This is a genomic window from Cupriavidus sp. 05T41, from assembly GCF_056396525.1.
Map to the genome: position 1 here is coordinate 1 of NZ_JBFTLQ010000081.1, position 22,486 is coordinate 22,486.

At 61.5% G+C, this 22,486-nt stretch carries 20 protein-coding genes; 10 read left to right on the forward strand and 10 right to left on the reverse strand.

The features are described from left to right. Positions 1 to 558: 558 nt before the first annotated feature. The gene (locus AC1DKV_RS32605) at positions 559 to 789 is read right to left on the reverse strand and encodes an IS1096 element passenger TnpR family protein (RefSeq protein ID WP_441623276.1); all 231 of its coding nucleotides are present in this window, start codon (positions 787 to 789) and stop codon (positions 559 to 561) included. Between the two features lie 551 nt (positions 790 to 1,340). Here AC1DKV_RS32605 and AC1DKV_RS32610 point away from each other — a divergent pair. From AC1DKV_RS32610 to AC1DKV_RS32625, 4 genes are all read left to right on the forward strand, one after another. Then, positions 1,341 to 1,637, forward strand: a complete 297-nt coding sequence (locus AC1DKV_RS32610) for a hypothetical protein (protein WP_441623278.1) — start codon at positions 1,341 to 1,343, stop codon at positions 1,635 to 1,637. 680 nt (positions 1,638 to 2,317) lie between these two features. After that, the gene (locus AC1DKV_RS32615; protein ID WP_477138935.1) at positions 2,318 to 2,821 is read left to right on the forward strand and encodes a helix-turn-helix transcriptional regulator; all 504 of its coding nucleotides are present in this window, start codon (positions 2,318 to 2,320) and stop codon (positions 2,819 to 2,821) included. After that, entirely contained in the window at positions 2,818 to 3,513 is a 696-nt protein-coding gene (locus tag AC1DKV_RS32620; protein WP_477138936.1) for a nucleotidyl transferase AbiEii/AbiGii toxin family protein, read from the forward strand. Before AC1DKV_RS32615 ends, AC1DKV_RS32620 begins: the two co-directional genes overlap by 4 nt. Positions 3,514 to 4,251: 738 nt before the next feature. Then, complete coding sequence (locus tag AC1DKV_RS32625) at positions 4,252 to 4,512, forward strand: XRE family transcriptional regulator (RefSeq protein ID WP_441623283.1); 261 nt, start codon at positions 4,252 to 4,254, stop codon at positions 4,510 to 4,512. Positions 4,513 to 5,498: 986 nt separating this feature from the next. Here AC1DKV_RS32625 and AC1DKV_RS32630 read toward each other — a convergent pair. The 4 genes from AC1DKV_RS32630 to AC1DKV_RS32645 all read right to left on the reverse strand — a co-directional run bounded on the left by AC1DKV_RS32630 (position 5,499) and on the right by AC1DKV_RS32645 (position 10,213). Beyond that, a complete protein-coding gene (locus AC1DKV_RS32630; protein ID WP_441623285.1) occupies positions 5,499 to 6,539 on the reverse strand; it encodes a porin in 1,041 nt (346 codons plus the stop codon). Positions 6,540 to 6,830: 291 nt separating this feature from the next. Further along, positions 6,831 to 7,811, reverse strand: a complete 981-nt coding sequence (locus AC1DKV_RS32635; RefSeq protein WP_441623287.1) for a Bug family tripartite tricarboxylate transporter substrate binding protein — start codon at positions 7,809 to 7,811, stop codon at positions 6,831 to 6,833. A gap of 252 nt (positions 7,812 to 8,063) precedes the next feature. Then, positions 8,064 to 9,329, reverse strand: a complete 1,266-nt coding sequence (locus tag AC1DKV_RS32640; RefSeq protein ID WP_477138937.1) for a CaiB/BaiF CoA transferase family protein — start codon at positions 9,327 to 9,329, stop codon at positions 8,064 to 8,066. Further along, a complete protein-coding gene (locus AC1DKV_RS32645) occupies positions 9,326 to 10,213 on the reverse strand; it encodes an HTD2 family dehydratase (RefSeq protein WP_441623291.1) in 888 nt (295 codons plus the stop codon). The genes AC1DKV_RS32640 and AC1DKV_RS32645 overlap by 4 nt, the downstream gene beginning before the upstream one ends. Before the next feature lie 202 nt (positions 10,214 to 10,415). Between AC1DKV_RS32645 and AC1DKV_RS32650 the strand changes: the two genes are divergently transcribed. Next, positions 10,416 to 11,351: a LysR substrate-binding domain-containing protein gene (locus AC1DKV_RS32650; RefSeq protein ID WP_477138938.1), complete on the forward strand. Its 936-nt coding sequence runs from the start codon at positions 10,416 to 10,418 to the stop codon at positions 11,349 to 11,351. Between the two features lie 648 nt (positions 11,352 to 11,999). Here the strand turns inward: AC1DKV_RS32650 and AC1DKV_RS32655 are convergent. The 5 genes from AC1DKV_RS32655 to gabT all read right to left on the reverse strand — a co-directional run bounded on the left by AC1DKV_RS32655 (position 12,000) and on the right by gabT (position 18,006). Further along, the gene (locus AC1DKV_RS32655; protein ID WP_477138939.1) at positions 12,000 to 13,499 is read right to left on the reverse strand and encodes an aldehyde dehydrogenase; all 1,500 of its coding nucleotides are present in this window, start codon (positions 13,497 to 13,499) and stop codon (positions 12,000 to 12,002) included. Between the two features lie 35 nt (positions 13,500 to 13,534). After that, positions 13,535 to 14,776 (reverse strand): Zn-dependent hydrolase, encoded by a 1,242-nt coding sequence (locus tag AC1DKV_RS32660; RefSeq protein WP_441623296.1) that lies wholly within the window; start codon positions 14,774 to 14,776, stop codon positions 13,535 to 13,537. Positions 14,777 to 14,804: 28 nt separating this feature from the next. Then, positions 14,805 to 16,532, reverse strand: a complete 1,728-nt coding sequence (locus tag AC1DKV_RS32665) for a thiamine pyrophosphate-binding protein (protein WP_477138940.1) — start codon at positions 16,530 to 16,532, stop codon at positions 14,805 to 14,807. Between the two features lie 90 nt (positions 16,533 to 16,622). Then, positions 16,623 to 16,775 (reverse strand): aldehyde dehydrogenase family protein, encoded by a 153-nt coding sequence (locus AC1DKV_RS32670; protein WP_441623300.1) that lies wholly within the window; start codon positions 16,773 to 16,775, stop codon positions 16,623 to 16,625. Continuing rightward, positions 16,744 to 18,006 (reverse strand): 4-aminobutyrate--2-oxoglutarate transaminase, encoded by a 1,263-nt coding sequence (gene gabT, locus AC1DKV_RS32675; RefSeq protein WP_441623301.1) that lies wholly within the window; start codon positions 18,004 to 18,006, stop codon positions 16,744 to 16,746. The genes AC1DKV_RS32670 and gabT overlap by 32 nt, the downstream gene beginning before the upstream one ends. 386 nt (positions 18,007 to 18,392) lie before the next feature. Here gabT and AC1DKV_RS32680 point away from each other — a divergent pair, with 386 nt between their 5' ends. From AC1DKV_RS32680 to AC1DKV_RS32700, 5 genes are all read left to right on the forward strand, one after another. Then, the gene (locus tag AC1DKV_RS32680; RefSeq protein WP_477138941.1) at positions 18,393 to 19,190 is read left to right on the forward strand and encodes a FadR/GntR family transcriptional regulator; all 798 of its coding nucleotides are present in this window, start codon (positions 18,393 to 18,395) and stop codon (positions 19,188 to 19,190) included. Positions 19,191 to 19,486: 296 nt separating this feature from the next. Continuing rightward, entirely contained in the window at positions 19,487 to 19,666 is a 180-nt protein-coding gene (locus tag AC1DKV_RS32685) for a hypothetical protein (RefSeq protein ID WP_477138942.1), read from the forward strand. Then, positions 19,588 to 20,838, forward strand: coding sequence for an MFS transporter (locus AC1DKV_RS32690; protein WP_477138943.1), 1,251 nt, complete (start codon positions 19,588 to 19,590; stop codon positions 20,836 to 20,838). Before AC1DKV_RS32685 ends, AC1DKV_RS32690 begins: the two co-directional genes overlap by 79 nt. 22 nt (positions 20,839 to 20,860) lie before the next feature. After that, on the forward strand, positions 20,861 to 21,487 hold the full coding sequence (locus AC1DKV_RS32695) for an RraA family protein (protein ID WP_477138944.1): 627 nt from the start codon (positions 20,861 to 20,863) through the stop codon (positions 21,485 to 21,487). Between the two features lie 42 nt (positions 21,488 to 21,529). Then, positions 21,530 to 22,450 carry an HpcH/HpaI aldolase/citrate lyase family protein gene (locus AC1DKV_RS32700; protein ID WP_477138945.1) on the forward strand — a complete coding sequence of 307 codons (921 nt, stop codon included), beginning with the start codon at positions 21,530 to 21,532 and terminating at the stop codon, positions 22,448 to 22,450. The last annotated feature ends 36 nt before the right edge of the window (positions 22,451 to 22,486 follow it).

Genomic DNA, 22,486 nt, shown 5'->3' on the forward strand with positions numbered 1-22,486 from the left:
GAACATGTTTGAACATGTTTTACTGTGCGAGCACTTTATAACTTGTAAGCTCCGATGCTTGCGCACCGGGCATCCGCTATCAAGCGCCCACACTTATCGGTTGTTTGTTTGTTAAAGAACTTGCCGCGRTTCGCTTTGCTTACCGCGTCGCTRCTTTGTCTGCAGCACATAAAAACGAGAGAAAACCGGCTACTAAACCCGAACATCACTGAACGAATTCGTATTGCTTTTTTCCTTTCTTTTTACCCCACAACTTGTGCTTTACTCTGCTTTGCTGCAGCGCATTTCGTTGCGAGGGAGCGAATATTAATGCGCGCTTATCGAAGTGGCAAGTCCTTTTGGAAAATATTTTTGACGGCGCGGCCAATCGGGCCGGCCGCAGTGCAATGAGTGCTCCTTGTTGCACTTTATGAGGATGCAGCCCAGTGCCAACATGCCGCCCGCGCTCACGGGATGCGCGAACTCTCCCGGCGCAAGGGCCGCCACCCGCCACGCAACGTCGCAAGACGAAGCCTTCGTGCTCGCGCAGATTAAACGCGGCCAGCGTCAGCTCGTTTGCTACCGCGGAAAATTGCAGGATGCCTTCATGCGCTTCGCCGTAACGCCTGCCACGAATGCTAAACGTGTGCGTTCGTCGGCACAGCCCATGACGACCTGGATCACATTGTGCAATTGCCCGCGCGTCAAGTGCTCGGGAACGAGGACGCGTCGCCAAACCGACGGGCTCAGGCCACGCAGAGCAATTCGAAGTTGCAGGACGGAGGTCGCCGGCCCGGGATCGGAAGCCATGCGCGCATTGTAGGTGCCTCATTGGCCTCCTGACAGTGATCCGGTCGTCCGCCCCCGCTTTGGCGCGGTCTCCGCTTGGGGGCGTGTCCCCAGTGAGCGGCCGATCGGCCAGCCGCAGACGATCGGCGACTGCCAACAAACGCCGGTCTCGCGTCCACGGAGCACTGCCGGGTGTCAGCCGGGTAGCGCCCGGCAGATGTGCGTCGACATAGCCAATCCCGAGGCCGTACAGCACTTGGTCGCCGATCATCCGTCGACAAACGCTGCCAGCACTATCCCGGGAGGTCACTCATAGACCTCAATTCCCTCGCCCGCTGGCGGACAGACGGAAATTCTCCAGAAATCACTGGCATTTTTTCTATTCGCCGCCAAAGTTGTTCCTGATGGGGGCCGAATGCAAATCAGCCCCTATGTAAAGTAGCCTTCTGGCATCTACTGGCCAACATGAATCGGGCGTAGAAGAACCTCTTGGTCGCATTGACTACCGACTAAGGGTTCCACCCAGCACCGTATTCGCGCCAACTCCAGGGCATCAAAGTGAGTGATATATCATGCACACCGTAATAAGAGCATATTCGGGAGCAGGCGCTAAGGAACTCTTCGATTTGTTGGAGAGGCGCACTCCTGAGATCGAATCACTGATGCGTTCGGTCCAAGGCTTTGTCAGCTACACACTGGCCCGAAGCGAGGATGGTGAATTTGGCTTCTCAGTTACCGTTTGCAATGACAAGACGGGGGTTGATGAAAGCAGCCAAAAGGCTAAGGATTGGATCGCACAGAACGCTACTGGCAATGGCGCAAGTGCCCCAACGATCTCGGAGGGACTCGTGATCCTGCACGTTAAGTAGCGGCAATGCGTGCTGACCCGATCGATCGCAGAGTTGGAGGCCGTCATMGACCGAGTCGGCCCAGCACGATCACAACTTAGCTTGCACTCTCGATTCCCATGCCCGCGGCTGAACGTGTCAGCCATGTGCTATCKGCAAGAAGCCCCGGGAAGAGACAAGCAGGTCCGGCCCGCGGTCGTCCATTCCCGGGCCAAGGGCAGGCATMAAACAAACCTGAACATTTGCATTTCACGTGCGAGGCACGCCAGGCACGCGGCGGAGTGCCAAATCGGGCAGTGAACCATTGCGTAAACGACGACTGGCGTGAATAGCCMAGCAGCGTTGCCACCCGTCCTATGGGATAACGCGCGTTGGTCAGGTAGCGAATTCCTGCCGCACGTCCTCCACAAGATTCGAAAGGTTTGTACCMGCCGCCTCGAGCTGGCGCTGCCCTTGCCTGCCAACGTAGCGATACACAAATGCCGACATCTACACTTTTCGGAGTGTCGTYCGGAACAAAGCTGTACGACAAGTGCTCGGATGGCCGCAATAAGGTCAGGCGAATGGTCTGCAACCCACACCCTCGGGGCTGACCACAACCGTATCAATCTGCAGGAAAAGGACGATTCCCCCAATTGCCGAAGAAACCATATCCCCGTCTATGTCGTCTATACTTGACACATCGAGCGGAGATTCTCGCCATGAACCCTGCACTCTTGGGTAATACGATTCAACACAAGCGGATCGCCCTCGGCCTGACCCAGCAGCAACTGGCGGATATGGCCAAACTGTCGCGCCAGTCCCTAAACGGCATTGAGCATGGAACCGTGAACGCCACGCTCGAAACGCTGGGCCGGCTGATGGACGTCCTAGGCCTTGCGCTTGATGTGTACGATCCCGACGCCGGCCGCCAGGCCAKGGGCACACCGACCCGCGCACTATGGATGGCCGCGAAGGGCGCAAACGTCAGTTACGCCGGCGAGCTCACGCCTGATCTGCTTGAATGGGCGCTGGCCACTGGCGAGGTGCCGGCGGAGTTTCGACCGCAAGTAGCCCAGGTCCTGGATGAGGCGCCACTGCAACTCGTCACCAAGGTAGTGGCCGAGGTGGCGGCGAAGCAGCACCGGAAACCGGCCGACATCTGGAAGAACCTCAGACGACTCGCGCAGTCATTGACGGCGACACGCGGAGGGCTGTGGGCATGAAGATTGAGCTCCAGGGTGACACCTGGGAAAGCCTGTTCCCTCACGCCTTCACGCTGATGGAGGAGGTCAGGAAGCACGGGGGTATCGAGCCGTTCTGGACCTTCGGGGGCGGGACGGTCCTGATGCTCCGGTACCGCCATCGCTTTTCACGCGATATCGACCTCTTTGTGCCGGACCCGCAATATCTAGGGTTCGTGACACCCCGTTTGAGCGAGACTGCAGAGGGCATCACGAGCGACTATGTGGAGCAGGGGAACTTCGTGAAGCTGGTCCTTGACGCCGGCGAAGTCGACGTCGTGGCCTCGCCCAACCTGACTGACGAGCCATTCGAGATCTGGGAGATCATGGGGCAGCCAGTCAAAGTGGAGACTGCAGCCGAAATCGTTGCCAAGAAGCTCTACCATCGGGGCGACCGCGCCATCGCACGGGATCTCTTCGACCTGGCCGTCGTGGTCGAGCAAGAACCAACAGYCCTCGCGCATGCCGCGCCGTTTCTGCTGAGGCATGCAGCCGCCTTCCTGGGCCAAATCGAGGCGGGCCCCCCGATCATGCGCGAGCAGTTCGCCAGGATCCAGCGGATCAGCTTCGACCGCAGCTTTGATGAGTGTGTCGCGCTGACGCGGGATTTTCTCGATTCGCTGCAGGAAACGGATGACGCTCCGCAGAGGGCGCGGGAACGATATCGCCCGTAAGGGGTAGCCGTACTTTTTGCGCGAAATCTGGCGGTTTTGGCGCTCTCGCTTTCTACGTCAGTGCACTGACCACAATTGTGCAACAGCTTGCTGCACAACTTCAGGCTTGGTGAACGTACACCTACCTGTACCTCCATTCGAGCAATGGGCCTCGACCTGAAGACCGCGCCAAAGCGAGGACTGACTAAGTGGCAATGCGGTAGTTTTTTGTGTTCTGGCGATGGCATTCGCGCTGATGCACGAGGACTACCAGGAAGACGGTGGACCTCAGCCTGGATCAGATACAGGTGCGCGTGCTCTCCCCTGTGGATCTCGCTGCCAGCAAAATCGCGTGACTCGCCGATAACGATCGCGAAGACATTCGCGCACTCGTTGCAGTTGGACTGACGTCGGCAGATGAGATAGAGGAACGTGCAACAGGCGCCTTCGGCAGTTACGTAGGCGGAATCGAGATGCTACAGCGAAACACTCGCGATAGCGCGTGAAGAGGAACGCATCGCCGCTGCGGTGGCGGGTACGAGGGAACGTCCTGCGTTCTGACAGTTGCCGAGGCAGCGCGACGCCCCCGGCGTCCCACCTCTCCTGGCCTGCCGCCGCCCACGTGGGCCGCTAGTCACACCAGCCTCCGTATTTCCCCGGGATTGTGTTGACATTGTCTTCGCTGAATAATCGCGTCMTCAGCCACCGCCACGCACGATGCAGAAAGGGGTTGTTGTCTAGCGAATGAAAGGAGATCACATGTTTTGCTTCGAGTATGGAACCAGCAATGTCTATGCGCAGCTTGGCTTCGCCGACGCCGAAGAGATCCCGCTGAAGGCAAACATCGTGAAAGACATCACCGACCGCATTCAGGTCAGTGGGATGCGGTTGTCGGAGGCCGCCACCCTGCTCGAGACCTCGCAATCGGATCTTCTCCTGGCACTTTGCGGCAAGTTCCAGTCCTTCCGCGTGGCCGAACTGCACAAGTGGCTGGATAGGCTAAGCATCACCTTGCAATGATTTCCTCCGCAAGCCGCTGTCCGGCCGCACCGGCGACAATCGCGCATCTAGTATCTGCATTGCCGCGGCGGACGACCTGGCTCCCCTCACTCCGGGACTTGCACCCTATGCAGGCAGTGCGGCAACGCTGTCGGCCTGCCGCCTGATMCTGTAAGCCGCGTTGCAATTGGGTAAGCGACTGGCCTTCCTCACCCTTGTGGACTTGGCCTCTGCTACGAACGCTTCCTGGCCGTCCTTGCAACCGACGCCATGGAGGCCCGTCCCGTGAAAAGGCAAGCCAGGAAGCTGCGTGTGCTGGCTGCCCTCTACTCCAAGAGGAACCGACCTGACGCCAGCCAACATTTGCACGGTTGTAGGTCAAGCTTGGCGATTAAGCGCGTTTTTAATTTTGGCGTGCGGCGTCACCCTCCTCTCCAGGCCAAGCGACGAATGAACTGCACTCTGGCCGCGCCAGGTACGTCGTGCGTCACTTAAGTAGATCCTCATACTGCGCTAAATCCGCGCCAACTTGTGGCGCAGTTTGAAGACCTGCGCCACAGCCCACATGTCCACTGCCCCGAGGAAGTTCGAACGTGGCCTCCCGGGAGCAGATGCGGAGCTTAGTCAGCATCGACCACATTTCATTGCCGCTATTGGCCTCGTCGCTTGCTGGCTCCATGGGTTGTGGGAGTTTGACGCTAGGCGATTAATTGCGTTTTGCTGCGAGGATAGGGCGGCTGAGGCGCCAGCCGACATGCCGACATGCTGGCTGCTGGCTGCTGGCTGCTGGCTCGGGTCTTCAGAGGCGGTCGGTTGTGGCTGGTGTTACAGGAAGCCGTTAAAAAGCCCTGGCAGAGACCGCCCGGGCATTTTAGCGGCTTCAATTAGGCAACGCGCAGCCGGCATGACGGTGCCTCGTCCCGGATAAGCACCCTGCCMATAGCCCATTAGACGCCCTCCCGTTCCTTTAGGGCCGACTGGACGTCAACCATCGTCAATACTGCGCGTCAGAATCGATGCCGAAGCCCGATACCACCACCCACCTTGCTTCCTTTTTCACCCATGAATGTCGGTAGCGTGTAGCCGCCGTTGATTCGATTAAAGTCGACCTCCGCATAGACGTCCGTCCGCTTTGATAAGGCGTAGTCTGCGACCCCGTTCACCATAATCCGGCTGCCGTCGGCATTCTGCTGCCTGTCATAGTGCGCCGCGACAGACAGCGTGAGTGCAGAGGTTGCATCGATGGCGAAGCCGCCGGTGAAGACATCATTGCGCGTCGGGCTGACATCGAAGCGATTGTTGAGATAGCCGAAGGTCAGCTTGACGATGCCTGCCTGGTAGTTTCCGCCGAGACCCCAGACCTTGCGAGATTCCGGAGTGGTCAGTGCATTAGCCTGCTGCCAGAACGCGCCGACGTCGACGCGGCTGTCTGTGTATCCCACCGAGACACCATAGCTGGAACTACGCTTTGTCTGGCCCGGCACCTCCCCGAAGGTGTAGTGCGCACCTGCCGAGAATGCCCCCCACTGGCCAAAGTACTTGGCCATATTGTCTTGCCGTGGGCCCGTGTAGCCGTTGAGAATCGTAACGGCGTCCAGGTTMGGGTGCCCGTTCGGCTGGAAGCGGCTTGTCGCGTCGTACGCGGTGGTGAACTGGCGCCCAAAGGTGAGTCTGCCAAAGCCGACCTTGTTCAGCCCAACGAAGGCAGCGCGCCCGAACAGGCGAGGCTGCCCGTTCGTGGATTGTTCCCCGTAGCTGGCCGTCTTCGTGGCTTGCGACCCCATACCCGTTGTTGGATCAAACCCGCTTTCCAGATTGAACAGCGCAGACAAGCCACCCCCGAGCTCCTCAGTTCCGCGCATGCCCCAGCGTGAACCGTTGTAATAGCCGCTCGCAAGTTCGGCGAGATTCCCACCGCCAGCATTATTGTTGGAGTAGCGCACCATGGTATCCATGACGCCATACAACGTCACACTGGAAGTTGACTGGGCCTGCGCCTGTGCGGCAGTGGCGAACATCGTGAGGCAAAGGGCGATCTTTCGCTGCATTGAATCTGTTCTCCTCTTTTCTTGTGGATTTTCGAGCTCGCTGATTTGCCGCGACGTAGCCGCGAAACTCTGATATGGACATGTCGCATGAAAAACATGGGCGCAAGAAGCCGCTGCCTCGTATCGATGGAGGCAAAAACCGATACAGATGGATATTCCCAACGAAAAGTAGCCGTCTGGTTACCGGACTTGTCTCGGTACCAAAGCGATTGACATCGAAAGCTGCTCAGCAGCTTCAGATGGAGCCGCTGTAAAGCGGGAGATCTTCGGAGAGTTGAGAGCTGACCGCCCTCAATCGATGGTGATGTTCGCCTTGTGGACGACGCCTCGCCAAAGTTGAATCTGGTCCTTGATGTACGCCGCGAACTGCTCGGGCGTGTTGGACATCGGCTCAAGCCCTTCTTTGCGGAACAGTTCAAGCGTCTCGGGATTCTTCAAGGCGGCCACCACTTCTTTGTTGAGCCTGTCCACGATTGGCCGGGGCGTCCCGGCGACCGTCAGCAGTCCATACCACTGATCCGCKACGAATCCCTCAAAGCCTTTGGTCTCACTGATGGTCGGCACGTTGGGTAGCTGTGGCAATCGCTTCGCMGAAGCAACGGCGATGGGACGCAGACGGCCTGCCTTCAGGAAGGGGGAAAGAGGTGGATAGCCCGTCAGCGCTAGCGACGTCATGCCTGCGACCAAGTCACTCAGCGCCGGAGCGGTGCCCTTGTAAGGCACGTGCTGGATCTGCACATTCGCCCTCAGCTTGAAGTACTCGGTGGCAAGATGCGCAGCGCTGCCATTTCCCGCCGATGCATAATCGTAGCCATTGGGCTTGGCGCGAAGGGCTTGTATCAGACCATCCACGGTTTTCACGTCGAGCTTTTCGGGATTGACTGCCAGGACGTTGGGCACGCTCGCTACCAACGAGATAGGCGCGAAATCCTTCACCGGGTCGTAGGGCAAGCGCCGGTATAGGGTCGTATTGGCGCCAAATGTCCCGACTGCGCCCAGAATGAGCGTGTACCCGTCTGCCGGTTGCAGCTTCGCGTATTGGGTGCCGACAACACCCCCTGCCCCGGGCTTGTTTTCCACTACTACGGGCTGGCCGAGCGCGATGCTCAGCTGCTTGCCCATGACACGCGCAATGATATCGGTGCTACCACCGGGCGTGAATGGCACGACCAACGTGACGGGACGCGATGGATACTTGTCTGCGGCGTAAAGCACCCCAGGGACTACCGCGACACAACTGAGTGTCAACGCAAATGCAGCTTTCTTGAACATTGGATAAAGTCTCCTCGACTGATGCTCGAATTGATTGGCAAATGGGCGGCGGGCAATCGATCCTGCCCTACAAGGGCTCAGGAACGCGTGCCGCGAAACTCGATGTGCCGCTGCCGCTCAAGCAGTCGACGGGCCCGTTCGATGATAGGAAGGTCAATCATGCGTCCGTCCAGTTGGAACGATGCGCCGGGACATAGAGTAGCGAGCGCCAGACGGGCAATGCACGCTGCTTAGTGCGTTCAGCCATGCCTGTCATCGTGCCTGCTCCTCGATGGCCGTAGTGCGGTGTACGGTTGCGCCGATGGTCAGCAAGTTGTCGATATCCCGCTCGGCAACCCCGATGCTGCGCAGCAACTCAACGCTATGTTCTCCGATATGCGGCGCCGGCCAATTGAGAGTCGGTTCGTAGCTCGAGAAACGAATCGGATTTCGCAGATTGGTAATCGTCCCCTCGGTAGGATGTTCGACCTTCTGGAAGAAGCCCGTCTCGGCCAGGTGCGGGTCCTCCAGCACTGAGTCGAGCGTGTGCAATGGAGCTGCGGGAATGTCTGCTGCTTCTAAGATTTCAAGCCACTCTCTTGTGGTTCGTGCCGCAAATGCCTCGTTACGGATACGGAACATCTCCCCGATGTTCTCGAAGCGTGCCCGCTTTTCGGCAAAGCGCGCGTCAGTGCGCAGTTCGGGGCGTCCTATGGCCTCGAACATGGCGAAGACTTGTGCGTCGGTATTGGCCGTCACGCAGATATAGCCATCAGCAGTTGGAACTGGCCGGGAGTTGGGGTCAAGTAGTCGCGAGTCCCCGGTGTCGCCAAGGGGTGGGTCAAAAGTCTTCAAGAACAAGTGCTCGGCCAGCACAAATGCGGTCATGCACTCGAACATGGAAACTTCGATAGCCTGCGGCCCGCCGTGGCGCAGTCTCTGCACCACTGCCATCAGGATGCAGTTGGCGACCATCACACCGACGGTACGGTCGGCAATGACCATCGGCACGAAGCGAGGCTGTCCGTCGCCGCCGTTGTTGATGGCAGCCAGGCCGGAGGCTCCCTGAATAATAGAGTCGTAGGCCGGCTTGTCGCGATAGCGCCCCTGCTGGCCGAAGCCCACCACGCTGCAATAGATGAGGTCGGGCTTGATTCTGAACAGATCCTCAGCCGACAGCCCAAGGCGCGCGGCGGCAGCCGGCCTCATGTTATGCACAACCACATCCGCGGTGGCGATCAGCTTTTTGAGGGCGTCAAGAGCGCCCGGCTTTTTCAGGTCCAGCGCCAGGCTCTTCTTGTTGCGATTCAGGTGCAAGTATTTGGCGGCCATGCCTGGCGTCGGCGAGCCCCCTCCTATCCAGCGGGCGAGGTCGCCAGATGGATGCTCAACCTTGATGACTTCCGCGCCAAAGTCAGCGAGGAACTGGGTTGCATAGGGTCCGACCACGACTTGCGTCAGGTCGACGATGCGCAGGCCACCCAGAGGGGCAACACCTTCGCCTGCGGCGGCGGCTTCTTGCGGAGTGGACGCGTTCATGCCACCTCCTGCATGCCGGAGCCTTGCAGCGTCGTTTTCCCCGTTTCTGTCACGACTCGGAACGCAATTTCGCCGGGATTGTCACCGGTGCGGCTCTCGACCTGAAATGATTCACCCTCAAACAACGGCGCCGTGTTGCGCGTCGTGATGCCTGCCAGGCGCACTCCACCCCAGGCATGGTGGACGTGCTCGGCGGCGAAAAGCGCGGAGAGGCCTCCGTTGACGACCAAGCGAGGATAGCCTTCTACCTCCGTGGCGTACGGATAGTCATAGTGAATGCGATGGCCGTTGAAGCAGAGGGCGCTATAGCGGAAGAGCGTTACGGCGTCCGCCACAATGGTGATGGATCGATGTGTCGCTTCGAAAGGAGCTTTCGGCGATGCGTTGACCGGGCCACTGGCCTCACCCAGAGCGTTGTTTCGATAGACGATATCCTGCTCTTCGACTACCACATTACCAACTGCGTTGCTGACGGTGTGGCGCACCGTCACGAAGACCAACAGTCCGGAACTGCCTTGCTTGGGCGTGACGGAGGCGATGGCGGACGTCCGAGTGAGTTCGTCGCCGATCCGTATGGGAGCGAGGAACTGGATTCGCTTGCCCGCGAACATGCGCTTTGGCAGCGGTACTGGGGGCAGAAAATCGCCTGGCGCGGGATGGCCGTCCCGGCCCAGCTGAGACCGCGACACGACGCGCGGGAAAAGCACGCTGTACCACATCTGGGGAAATTCAACACCTTGCGCGAAGGAAGTGCTGCGAGGGGACTCAAGGGTGGCCATCAAGCGCTCGGCCAAGGGCACCGTAACGACGTCGGTTGCCGTCTCGCTGCGGCCGATCCAGGATTGCAGCGCGTCGAGGGATGCCGGCGTAATGCTGGAGGTCATGCTGTTGTCTCGCTTGGGTTTTCCATGCCGCCATGGTAGTTTCCCGGGACGTTTCCAAGAAATGGTAAATTTCAGATTAGGATTCCAAACTGGAATAGTCGTGTTGGCACCGGCGGTTCGGGGCCCCGCCTCAAGAACGCACCATGGGAAGAGACTCGCCACGGGCAGCCAGGGTGAGCGCTGTTCCTAGCAAGKAAGCATCATGAAACTGCAGCAAGTAAGGGCTTTCTGCGCCGTCGTGGACTACGATATGAACGTGTMACGGGCCGCCCGGGAACTTCATACGACCCAGTCAGCGGTCAGCAAGCAGATCGCACTGCTGGAGGAAAGCCTTGGGGCAGCGCTGCTAATCCGCTCCAAGAGCCGCATCTTCGGCCTTACTGACGTTGGAGAACGGACGCTGCAATGCATGCGCAGCATGTTGGCCGCAACGGAGGACATTGCCCACATCGTTGCGGATCACCGACGGGAGGCGAATGGCCGCCTGGCCATCGCCACCACGCATACCCATGCCCGCTATGTGCTGCAGGACATCGTGCCCTCGTTCTCCAAGCGCTACCCCAGCGTGGGGCTACATCTGGTACAGGCTTCCCCATCGGAAATTGCACACTTGGTGGCCACCGGCGAGGTGAACCTCGGGCTTTCCACCGCGCCTCAGTTCCTGCAACCGACGCTCGCAGCCATTCCTTGCTACGAACTCGCGCATGTTCTGATTGGGGAACGTGGCCATCCGGTGTTCGATGCCCAGCCGCTAACGCTTGAGGCCATCGCTCGTTATCCGCTGATTACCTACAGCGAGCAGCACGCCATTGGCCGACGCGTCCACGAAGCCTTCGAGGATGCCKACCTGATGCCCAAGATTGCTGTGCGCGGGGCCGATGTCGAGATTATGAAGAATTACGCCGCCTCTGGCGTGGGGCTGGCTATCATCCCGCTCGTTGCGTACTCCCGCTCACATGATCGCAAGCTGGATGCAAGCCCCGTAGACCACCTGTTTCCCACTAGCACCGTCTATGCGCTCGCCAGGCGAGGCGCCTACTGGCCACGCCATTTGTACGAGTTCGTCGGGAAATTGGCACCTGACCTCACGCCGGCGGCAATCGAGGAGGCCTTGCTCAATGCCGCGCAACCGAGCTGATGGATGGCGCCGGCACTCTCGCTAGCACCCTGCGCTTTTCGCACCCTGCTAGCGGATGATCGCGCGGACCTGGCGTCCTTTTCCGGCTCGCCCTTGTCGTCAAAGCATCTCTATGCGTGCGGCCCGGCGGGCTTCATCGAAGCCGTGCTAGACGCCGCGCGGGCCGCCGGATGAGCGGCGACATTGAACACACGAAACGAAGCGCCAGGATCCGGGGGAAGGCAGCCAGAAGGCGTCGGAAGTACTTCGATTCTTGCTACCTATTCTGTGGCGCTGCACCTGATTCTGATGGAAGTGCTTGGCATGGCTGCGGTGAATGGTGCGAATCGTCGCCCGCGAAGGAGGCGTCGGATCAGGTAGCGGTCGCGGCTCGTCCGGATGCATGGCCGTGAAAGCGACGCTGTTCGTGGTCATCCACGGCCACGAACAGCATTTCCCAGCCGGCGCCATCCACTCTGCCGCGACGGCTGCCTGCCACGTGGTGGCTGGGCAGCTCAATACACCAGAGCTTCTCGGAGCAAGTCGCTCGACGCGCATGCTCGTAACGCACAACCGGCTAGCGGCTGCAGGTCACTGAGCGTTGACCGCGTTCAACTGAATAATCTGCGCCATGATTTCCTCGATGTGTCCGGTCTGCTGGTTCTATCGTCACTCCAGGCTAATCCACGTCGTCTTCAGATCGGTGTACTTGTCCAGCGCATGCAAGGACTTGTCCCGTCCCGAGCCGGACTGCTTCACGCCGCCGAACGGCACCGTCACATCGCTGTCCATATAGCAGTTGACCCATACCAGCCCCGCCTGCAGCTTGCGCGATACGCGGTGGGCGCGGGCCAGATTGGATGTCCAGAGCCCCGAGCCCAAGCCATAGGGCGAATCGTTGGCCATGCGGATGGCCTCGTCTTCCGTATCGAACCGGGTCACTGCCAGCACCGGGCCGAAGATTTCCTCGCGCACGATAGTGAGCGACTGCGTCGGGCACTCGAAGATGGTTGGCTGCATATAGAAGCCGCCGCTATCTGCATGCGCACGTTTGCCACCGGCGCGCAGGCGGGCACCTTCGTCCTCGCCGCTCTTCACGTAGGACATCACCCGCTGCAACTGCGCGCCGTCGACGATGGCGCCCATTGCAGTAGCAGGGTCCAGCGGATCGCCCGGCTGCATGCGCGCGGCATGCGCTTCCAGCTTCTCCATGAACGCATCATAGATGCCGCCTTGCACATACAGGCGGGAACCGGCGATGCAGATCTCGCCCTGGTTGCTGAAAATGCCAATGGCGGCGGCCTGCGCGGCACGGTCCAGGTCCGGACAGTCGTCAAAGACGATGTGCGGCGACTTGCCGCCGCACTCTAGCCACACGCGCTTGAGATTGGACTGCCCCGAATACTCCATGAAGCGCTTGCCGGTTGCGGTGGAACCGGTAAAGGCAATGCAATCCACATCCGGATGGCKGCCCAATGCCTGCCCGGCGGCAGCGCCAAGACCCGGGACCACATTGAAGACACCTGCCGGAATGCCGGCCTGCTCGGCAAGTTCCGCCAGCCGTAACGCGGTCAGCGGCGATTGCTCCGCCGGCTTCAGCACCACACTGTTACCTGCGGCMAACGCAGGCGCCACCTTCCAGCTGGCCATCAGCAGCGGATAGTTCCAGGGCACCACCGCCGCGACCACGCCCAACGGCTCGCGCGTGATGGTGGCCAGCACGCTCGGACCGGTAGGCGCGATCTCGTCGTATATCTTGTCGATGGCTTCGCCGTACCAGGCATAGGTGCGAGCGGCCTCGGGAATGTCGTATTGCAGCGTCTCGGCAATGGGCTTGCCCATGTCGAGCGTTTCCAGCAGCGCCAGTTCTTCGCGGTGCGCGTCGATCAGCTGCGATAGCCTGAGCAGGGCCGCCTTCCGGACGCTGCGCGGCAAGTCCGACCAGACGCCGGACCGAAACGCTTTGCGCGCGGCACGCACGGCGCGGTCGACATCCTCGGCGCCGCAGGCAGCAACAGTGGCGAGCACCTTGCCGGTAGCGGGGTTGAGGGTCTCGAAGGTGGCACCATCGGCGGCGTCAACCCAGCAGCCGTCGATATAGGCTTGCGAACGGATCGGCACCGCTTCCGCCTGCTTGCGCCAATGGGCGAGATCTCGCAGATTGTTCATCGTGGGTTCCTTGCATTCATTGGGAATCGGCAAGCTCAGGCGTTAGCCTGTGCCACCATGGCGCCGAGCAGTACATTGGCCCCGGCCTCCAGGTGCTCCGGCTTGGCGTCTTCGATCTCGTTGTGGCTGATGCCGTCCTTGCAGGGCACGAAGATCATCGCGGTGGGCGCGATGCCGGCGATGTAGACGGCGTCATGGCCGGCGCCCGTAACGATGTCCTGGTGGCTGTAGCCCCTGGCGGCCGCCTGCTCGCGCACATGGCCGATCAGTTCCTGCGCGAACGGCGTGGGCGCGAAGTACTGCACGTCTTCCACGGCCACATCGAGGGCCGCGCCGGTGGTGGTGCCTTCCGCCACGGCGGCACAGGCGGCGCGAAGCCGTGCATCCATCTCGGCAAGCCGCGCAGGATCGAGGTGGCGCAGGTCGACCGTGAACTTCACGGCCCCGGGGATGACATTGCGCGACGACGGATGCACATTGACCACGCCCACGGTACCGCGCCCGTGCGGCGCGAAGTCGTTGGCGATGCGAATCACTTCCTGCATCAGGAAGGTGGCGCCGTAGAGCGCGTCCTTGCGCAGAGGCATCGGCGTGGGGCCGGCGTGCGCCTCCATGCCGGTCACGGTGACGTCATACCAGCGCAGGCCGAGCGATCCGGTCACTACGCCGATCACCTTGTCTTCCGCTTCCAGCACGGGGCCTTGCTCGATATGCGCTTCGAAGTATGCGCCAATCTGGCGGCCGACTTCCGCATCGCCGGCGTAGCCGATCGACGCCAGTTCGTCCGCCACGCGCTTGCCGTCGGTATCGGTGGCCGACAGTGCGATCTCCAGCGGAAAGACGCCGGCGAACACGCCGGAACCCATCATTACCGGGACAAACCGGGAGCCCTCTTCATTGGTCCAGATCGCCACCTCTAGCGGCGCTTCGGTGGTGATGCCGTGGTCGTTGAGGGTGCGCATGACCTCCAGCCCCGCCAGCACGCCGTAGCACCCGTCGAACTTGCCGCCGGTGGGCTGCGTGTCGATATGGCTGCCGGTCATGACCGGAGCCAGCGCGTCGTTGCGTCCGGCGCGGCGGCCAAAGATATTGCCAACCTTGTCGACCGTCACGCTGAGGCCGGCATCGCGCATCCATCCGGTCACCAGGTCGCGACCCTGCCCGTCAAGCGCAGTGAGCGCCAGGCGCGCGTTGCCGCCCTTGGGCGTGGCGCCGATCGCCGCGAGGTCCATCAACGATTGCCACAAGCGGTCGCCATTGATTGCGAGTGCGGTCATCTCATTTCTCCTTGCACGGTCGTGGCCATTACTTGGCGTCGGATTGCCGGGCGAAGGCTTCCGAGCGGATCTGCGACAGTGTCATGCCGGGCGCAATGCCGTCGGCGTCATAGCGCAGCTCGAGCAATGCCGGCAATTGCTGGCTATTGGCGAACGCCAGCGCACGCGCGAACGCGGGACCGAACTCTTCATCGCTTGCAACGATCTCGCCATAGCCGCGATAAGCGCGAATCAGTTCGCTGAATTCCGGATTGTCGAAGCCCAGCGCCACGGTGCGGCCAGGGAACTCGCGCTCCTGGTGGGCGCGGATAGTGCCCCAGATGCCGTTGTTGAACACCAGCACGACGATCCCGACGCGATACTGCATGGCCACGCCGAGCTCCTGCAGGTTCATCTGGAAGCAACCATCGCCCGCGTAGCAGATCACGGTGCGATCGGGGTTCTCGAGCTTGGCGGCAATGGCGGCGGGCAGGCCGTAGCCCATCGATCCCACGGTCGGCGCCAGGCTGGTGCCGACGCCCTTGAAGCGGTAGTAGGCATGCGGGTACAGCGCGTAGTTGCCAGCGCCCACGGTGATGCAGGTGTCTTCTGGCACGTTGTCGCGCACGTGGCAAGCAGCGACATTGAGGTTGAGCGCGCCGGGCGCGGCCTTGGGTTCTTGCTCCGACAGATACGCCTGATGCGATTCATGGCCGGCATTGCGCGCACCGCGCGCGGCCGTTGGCGATAGCTGGCTCACCGCGGCGGCAAACGACACGACATCGGCGGCAATGGGCAGCGTCGGATGGAACACGCGGCCAAGCTCGTTGGCGTCCGGGTACACATGGATCAGGCGCTGCTTCGGCAGCGGGCTTTCCACCACCGTATACCCCTCGCTGGTTGCCTCGCCCATGCGGGTGCCTACGGCGATCAGCAGGTCACTCTCCAGTACGCGCTGGCGCAGCGAATCCGGCATCGCCCAGCCCACGTGGCCGGCGAAATTGGGATGATGGTTATCGAAGCACTCCAGGCGGCGCCACGCAACCCCGACCGGCAACGCAAAGCGCTCGGCAAACCCCTCCATCTGTCGGGCGGCTTCCGGCGTCCAGCCGGAGCCGCCGATCAACAGGAACGGCCGCTCGGCCTGCTCGACCAACTCGGCCAGCGACGCGATGGCATCCGGCGTGGGCGCGCTGTACGCACGGCGATAGCGCGGGACGTCGGCGACCCTGGCCTTGCCCCATAGTGTGTCCTCTGGCAGCGCCAGCACGACCGGGCCAGGCCGGCCGCTGGTGGCCACCGCAAACGCGCGCGCGATGAATTCGGGAATGCGATCGGTGCGATCGATCTGCGCCACCCATTTGGTMATCTCCCCGAACATGCGGCGGTAGTCGATCTCCTGGAATGCTTCGCGCTCGTAGAAGTCATTTCCGACMTGGCCAACGAACAGGATCATGGGCGTCGAATCCTGGTACGCCGTGTGCACCGCGATGCTGGCGTTCGTGGCGCCCGGGCCGCGCGTCACAAAGCAGATGCCAGGCTCGCCGGTGAGTTTGCCATGGGACTCCGCCATATAGCCTGCTCCGCTCTCCTGCCGGCAGACGATGGGCTGGATCTTGTCCTGATGGTCGTACAGCGCGTCGATGCAAGGCAGATAGCTTTCTCCCGGCACCAGAAAGACGCGCTTTACGCCCTGGATAATCAGTTGGTCAATCAGGATCTGACCGCCATTGCGCTCAGGCAGGGCCTGTGAAGTGCGAGGAGATTGGTTGCTCATGTCATTGGTTCCGTTGCTTTCCCGGCCGCCGCTGAATTAACGGCGACCGGGCTCGTTGAATTTTCTGTATGCGGCGACTTGCCGGACGACTCAGCGATCCAGGCCGCCCATGCACAGGTACTGGATTTCGAGGTAGTCCTCGATGCCGTACTTCGAGCCTTCGCGGCCAAGCCCGGACTGCTTGACGCCGCCGAACGGCCTTTTTCGCGGCTTACTGAAGCAGTGCGCCAGCCAGGATTTCAAGGCCTTCGTCCATCACTTCGTCKGAAATCGTCAACGGAAACAGGAAGCGAACGACATTGCCGTGGACGCCGCAAGACAGGAGCAGCAACCCCTTCTCCATGGCGCGGGCCTGCACCAGCTTGGAAAACTCCGGATTCGGACTGCCGTCGCGCTTCCGGAACTCCACGGCGATCATGGCGCCAATGCCACGCACTTCGCTGATCTCCGGCACGCGTGACTTCAGAGCATCGAGCTTGTCCTGCAACTTGCGGCCAAGCGCCGCACCGCGCGCGATCAGCTTTTCGCTTTCCAGCACGTCCAGCACCGCCAGCGCGGACGCCACCGCCAGCGGATTGCCGGCATAGGTACCGCCCAGGCCGCCGGGGGCCGGCGCGTCCATGATCTCGGCCCGGCCGCAAACGGCCGACAAGGGCATGCCGCCAGCCAGGCTCTTGGCCATGGTGGTCAAGTCGGGCACCGCGTCGTAGTGCTCCATGGCGAAGAGCTTGCCGGTGCGGCCAAAGCCGGTCTGCACCTCGTCGGCAATCAACAGGATGCCGTGCTCGTCGCAGATGGCGCGCAGGGCGCGCACAAATTCCGCGGGCGCGACATTGAATCCGCCCTCGCCCTGCACGGGTTCGAAAATGAGGGCTGCGACGCGCTTCGGGTCGATGTCGGCCTTGAACAACTGCTGCAGCGCGTTGATCGAGTCCTCGACGCTTACGCCGTGCAAGGCATACGGGTACGGCGCGTGGAACACATCTGACGGGAAGGGTCCGAAGCCGACTTTGTAAGGCACGACCTTGCCGGTCAAGGCCATGCCCATCATGGTGCGGCCGTGGAAACCGCCCGAAAAGGCAATCACGCCAGGACGGCCGGTGGCGGCGCGGGCGATCTTGATGGCGTTCTCGACGGCTTCGGCGCCCGTGGTAAAAAAGGCGGTCTTCTTGGCGAATGCGCCGGGCACGCGGGCATTGATTTTCTCGGCCAGCTCGATATAGCTGGCGTAGGGCACGATCTGGTAGGCCGTGTGGGTGAAGCGCTCCATCTGCTCCTGCATGGCCTGGATCAGGCGCGGGTGACGGTGGCCGGTGTTGAGCACCGCGATGCCCGCCGCAAAGTCGATATAGCGATTGCCCTCCACATCCCAAAGCTCCGCATTCTTGGCGCGCTCGGCGTAGAAATTGCACATCACACCGACGCCGCGGGGGGTGGCGGCATCCTTGCGGCGGACCAGGTCTGCGTTCTTCATGACATTGCTCCTTTGGTTTGGCGTTGTATCCGGGGTCTTCGACCCGTCTAGTCTTGTTAGAGGTGTTCCCGGCGTCGCATTGCATCCTGCGACCCTACCGGTAGACTGATGGCCGGACCAATTCTATGTTTTTCTTTCGGAAACGCCAAATCAATTCTGATATTTGACCCGGTGGTCCGTCCAATCAAAGGGAAATTACCCTCACATCGATGAACACGGAACAAAAATAAGTCCTATGAGTCACTTTTTATTGGGACCATATTGGCCGGACCAACGATTCGACAATCGTCGAAAACTGGAGGGACTTCCATGACACCCCTTGAATTGAGGGCCGGTTTTGGGTATTGATCAGACCATCAGTCAATTCCACCGTGGCACCCATTCCAATGTCATCCCTTCAAGCAGTTTCAGCTCAGCGCCTCTACCGGCTGATCGCAGACCAGATTGCCAGGAAAATCAGTGCCGGCGAATTTGCCCCGGGTGAGCGCCTGCCGGCCGAGCGCGAGCTCGCCGAGCAGCTCAACGTCGCGCGCTCGACGCTGCGCGAAGCGCTGATCGCCCTTGAAATCGGCGGCTATATGGAAGTGCGCGTCGGTAGCGGCGTCTTCGTGCTGGAACCCAAGGAGACCGGGGTGAACACCGCGAATGGCACCGAGCCAGCATCGGACGCCAGCACGGAAATCGACAGCCGCCTTGGAGCCGCGCTGGAAGCCAGTCCGTTTGAGTTGCTGGAAACACGCACCCTGTTCGAACCGGAGTGTGCCGCCCTGGCGGCCCAGCACGGCACGCCAGAGCAGATCGCCGCCATCGAAGAAGCGCACCGGCAGATGAATCCCGATCAATCTCCGGAAGCCGACGACTTCGCCCACGACCGGGCTTTCCACGAAGCCATCGCCGATGCCTGCGGAAATGCCGCCCTGGCATCAGTCGTCACGCATGTCTGGGATCTTTGCGAAGTCAGCCCGCTATACAAGCGCCTGGATAAGCACTTTGTGGACGCATCGGCCTGGCGCGCTGCGGTAGGTGAACACGACCGGATCGTAACCGCCATCGTGGCCCGCGACCCCATACGGGCACGCCATGCCATGGCTTTCCACCTGCTGGCAATCGTCTCCCGCCTCTCGGAAAGAGATCCAGCATATTGCCGAATAGACCTGCCGGACCCGGGGCCAGCCGGGTCATAACCCCCTACCCTTCGCACCCATCCAGGGCAAACCTGACCATCCCCCGCTCCCGCCAGCCTCCACGCGCACCACGCATGCGCATCAACTTGGTTTAAAAGAGTCCAATAAAGTACTTTTTTGGCTGGCACACAGATTGCGTGTTCGGGAAAACGGTACATCAGACGACCAAACAGGCCGGACCACCCGCCCACCAGACCTAGAGAAACTACCTATTACCCTGGTTTTTCTGGTCGTCTACGATATATTGGTCTGACCACCCGGTCGAAAACGCCTTTGCGCGCCATTCAGGAAGCCACATGAACACCGACAACGCCCCCATCATCTCGCCGGAAACCGGTCAGCCACCCCGCAATATGAAAAAGATCGCCGCCGCCAGCGTCATCGGCACGACGGTCGAGTGGTACGACCTGTTTATTTCGCCACGGCTTCGGCCCTGGTCTTTAACAAGGTCTTCTTCCCCGCMTTCGACCCGCTGACCGGAACGTTGCTGGCCTTCGGGACCTTTGCCTCGGCCTATATAGCCCGCATGGTCGGCGCMGCGCTGTTTGGGCATTTCGGCGACAAGGTGGGCCGCAAGTCCATGCTGCTGGTCTMGCTCATCATGATGGGCACGGCCACGTTCGCCATCGGCCTGCTGCCGGACTACCACTCGATCGGTATCTGGGCGCCCATTCTCCTGCTGACCCTGCGCGTCATCCAAGGCCTTGCGCTGGGGGGTGAGTGGGGCGGCGCAGTGTTGATGGCGGTGGAACATGCACCGGCCAACCGGCGCGGGCTCTATGGCTCATGGGTGCAGATCGGCGTCCCTGCCGGCACGCTAATTGCCAACCTGGCATTTCTGCTCAGCAATACGGTGATGTCCAATGAGGCCCTGTTGTCCTGGGGCTGGCGCATCCCATTCCTGGCCAGCGTATTGCTGGTCGGCGTGGGCATGTACATTCGACTGAATACCTCCGAGACGCCGTCGTTCAGCAAGGTCAAGGCCAGTGCCGCGCAAGTCAAGATTCCCCTGGCCGAAGTTCTGACCAAATCGTGGAAGCAGGTCCTGCTGGGCGGCATTGCTACCATGTCCACCGGCACGGCTTTCAACCTGATCGTCGCCTTTGGCCTCACCTACGGCACCCAGACGCTGGGTTTCTCGCGCAACCAGATGCTATCGATCGCACTGATCGCGTGCGCGCTTTGCGTGGTGCTGCTGCCTCTGTTCGGCCTGCTCTCCGACAAGATCGGCCGCAAGCCCGTGATCATTGGCGGGATACTTGCCGAGGCACTACTCGCCTTCCCGCTGTTCTGGCTGCTCGACACCAAGGTGTTTGCCTTCGCCTTGTTTGGCTACCTGCTGATGATGGCCGCTTTCGCCGCCAACTACGGTCCCATCGCGACCTTCCTGGCCGAGTTGTTCGGCACCAAGGTGCGTTACTCCGGCCTGTCGATCAGCTACATGCTGTCCGGTCTGCTGGGCAGCGCGGCCACGCCGATCATCACAACGGCGCTGCTGTCCGCCACGGGCCGCGGCTCGTCGGTGGCGTGGTACATGATCGGGTCCGCGCTGATTTCCGCCGTGGCGCTGCTACTGCTTGCCGAGACACTGAGGAAGGAGGCGTCTGCCCCGGCCTCCCCGATGGATGCCAAGACCTCGCTGTCCTGAACCGCATTGCCGGACCGATACCATGCAAATCAACCTCGACGTCGCGCTACTGAGCCGGCTTGAACGCGTAAGCTTTCCCACACTCGGGCACTTCCTTGAAGATGGCTTTGCGAGCCACGAAATCCGGGCGCTCACGCCCAATGTGAAGTTTGTTGGCCGTGCCGTCACCCTGCGCCTGGCCACACCCAATGCCATTGCCGTGAACCGCGCGCTGGCCCGCCTCGCGCCCGGCGACGTACTGGTGATCGACGCCTGCGGCGATCACGCCCACGCGCCGGTTGGCGCGGTTACCGGCACCGCCGCATTGTGCGCGGGCGCCAAAGGCATCGTGGTGGATGGCGTGACAACAGATATCCTGGAACTGCGTGCGATGGGGATACCGGTGTTCGCGCGGGGCACCAGCGCCCTCACCACGAAGCGGATCGATGAAGGCCGCAGCGCCGTCAACGAGCCGGTGATCTGTGGCGGTGTCACCGTCAATCCCGGCGACTTCGTCCTGGCGGACGACAACGGCGTGGTATTCCTGGCCTCGGATGTGGCCGCCGGCATCATTGACCAGGCACTGGCGTCCGATGAAGCCGAGYCCGCCATCCTGGCGCGCCTGCGGGCGGGTGAGGCCGCTGCTACCGTACTGTTCCAGGGCGCCTGATTGCCGCCCGATCTCAATGCAATACAGAATGCGAGATTCCTCATGAGCACCCAGCCCCAACGTGTGGCGACGCGACCGGCAGCGCTGCGGCGCAGCTGGATCTTCGTGCCGGGCCTGGACCCGGTACTTCAGCACACCGCGATGGAGAGCGGCCCCGATGTGGTGGTCGCCGACCTCGAAGAATTCACCAGCCCTGCAGACCGCCCCGCAGCGCGCGCGCGGATCGTTGCCTTGATGGCCGAATGCCGCGCGCGCGGTATCGTCGGTGCCGTGCGCATCAACAAGCTCGATGGCGATGGACGGGACGACCTGCGCAGCGTCATGCCAGGCGCGCCCGCCGCCATCTTCCTTCCCCACACGGAAACGGCGGAGCAGATCGAGTTACTTGACMAGGAAATCACCAGGTTGGAGCGCGAATTCGGCGTAGCGCCCCGGCAAACGGAGATCGTACCGACACTGKAATCCGCGCGCGGCATCGTCTGCGCCGCCGCTATCCTGTCGGCCAGCAAGCGGATCAGCGCCTGCCTGCTGGCGGCCKAGGACCTGAGCGCGGATCTKGATGCGGTACGCGCCCAGGACGGCATCGAGTTGCACCATATCCGCGCGCGCTTCCTGGTCGATTGCATTGCCGCAGGCTGCGTGCCGATCGACTGCCCGTTCAACTACCAGGATCCCACCGCGCTGTCGGCCGACCTGGCCTGGGCCCGCCGGATTGGGCTCAAGGCAAAATGCACCGTGTATCCGCATCAAATCGCCGCCATCCACGCGGCGTTCACACCGTCTGCGCAACAGGTCGTGCAAGCGCAGGATAATGTCCGCAGGTACGAGGCGGTTCGCGATGGTCGGCCCGCCGAGGGCGCGCGGGTGGACCCGCCAGACTACAACACCGCGCGCAGGCTATTGGCGCGCGACGCCAGTTTCCGGCAATGGGCGCTGGACAGCGGCGAAACGGCTTCCTCCTAGCGCCGCCGGGAGCACGGCAGGGACAAGATGCATCCC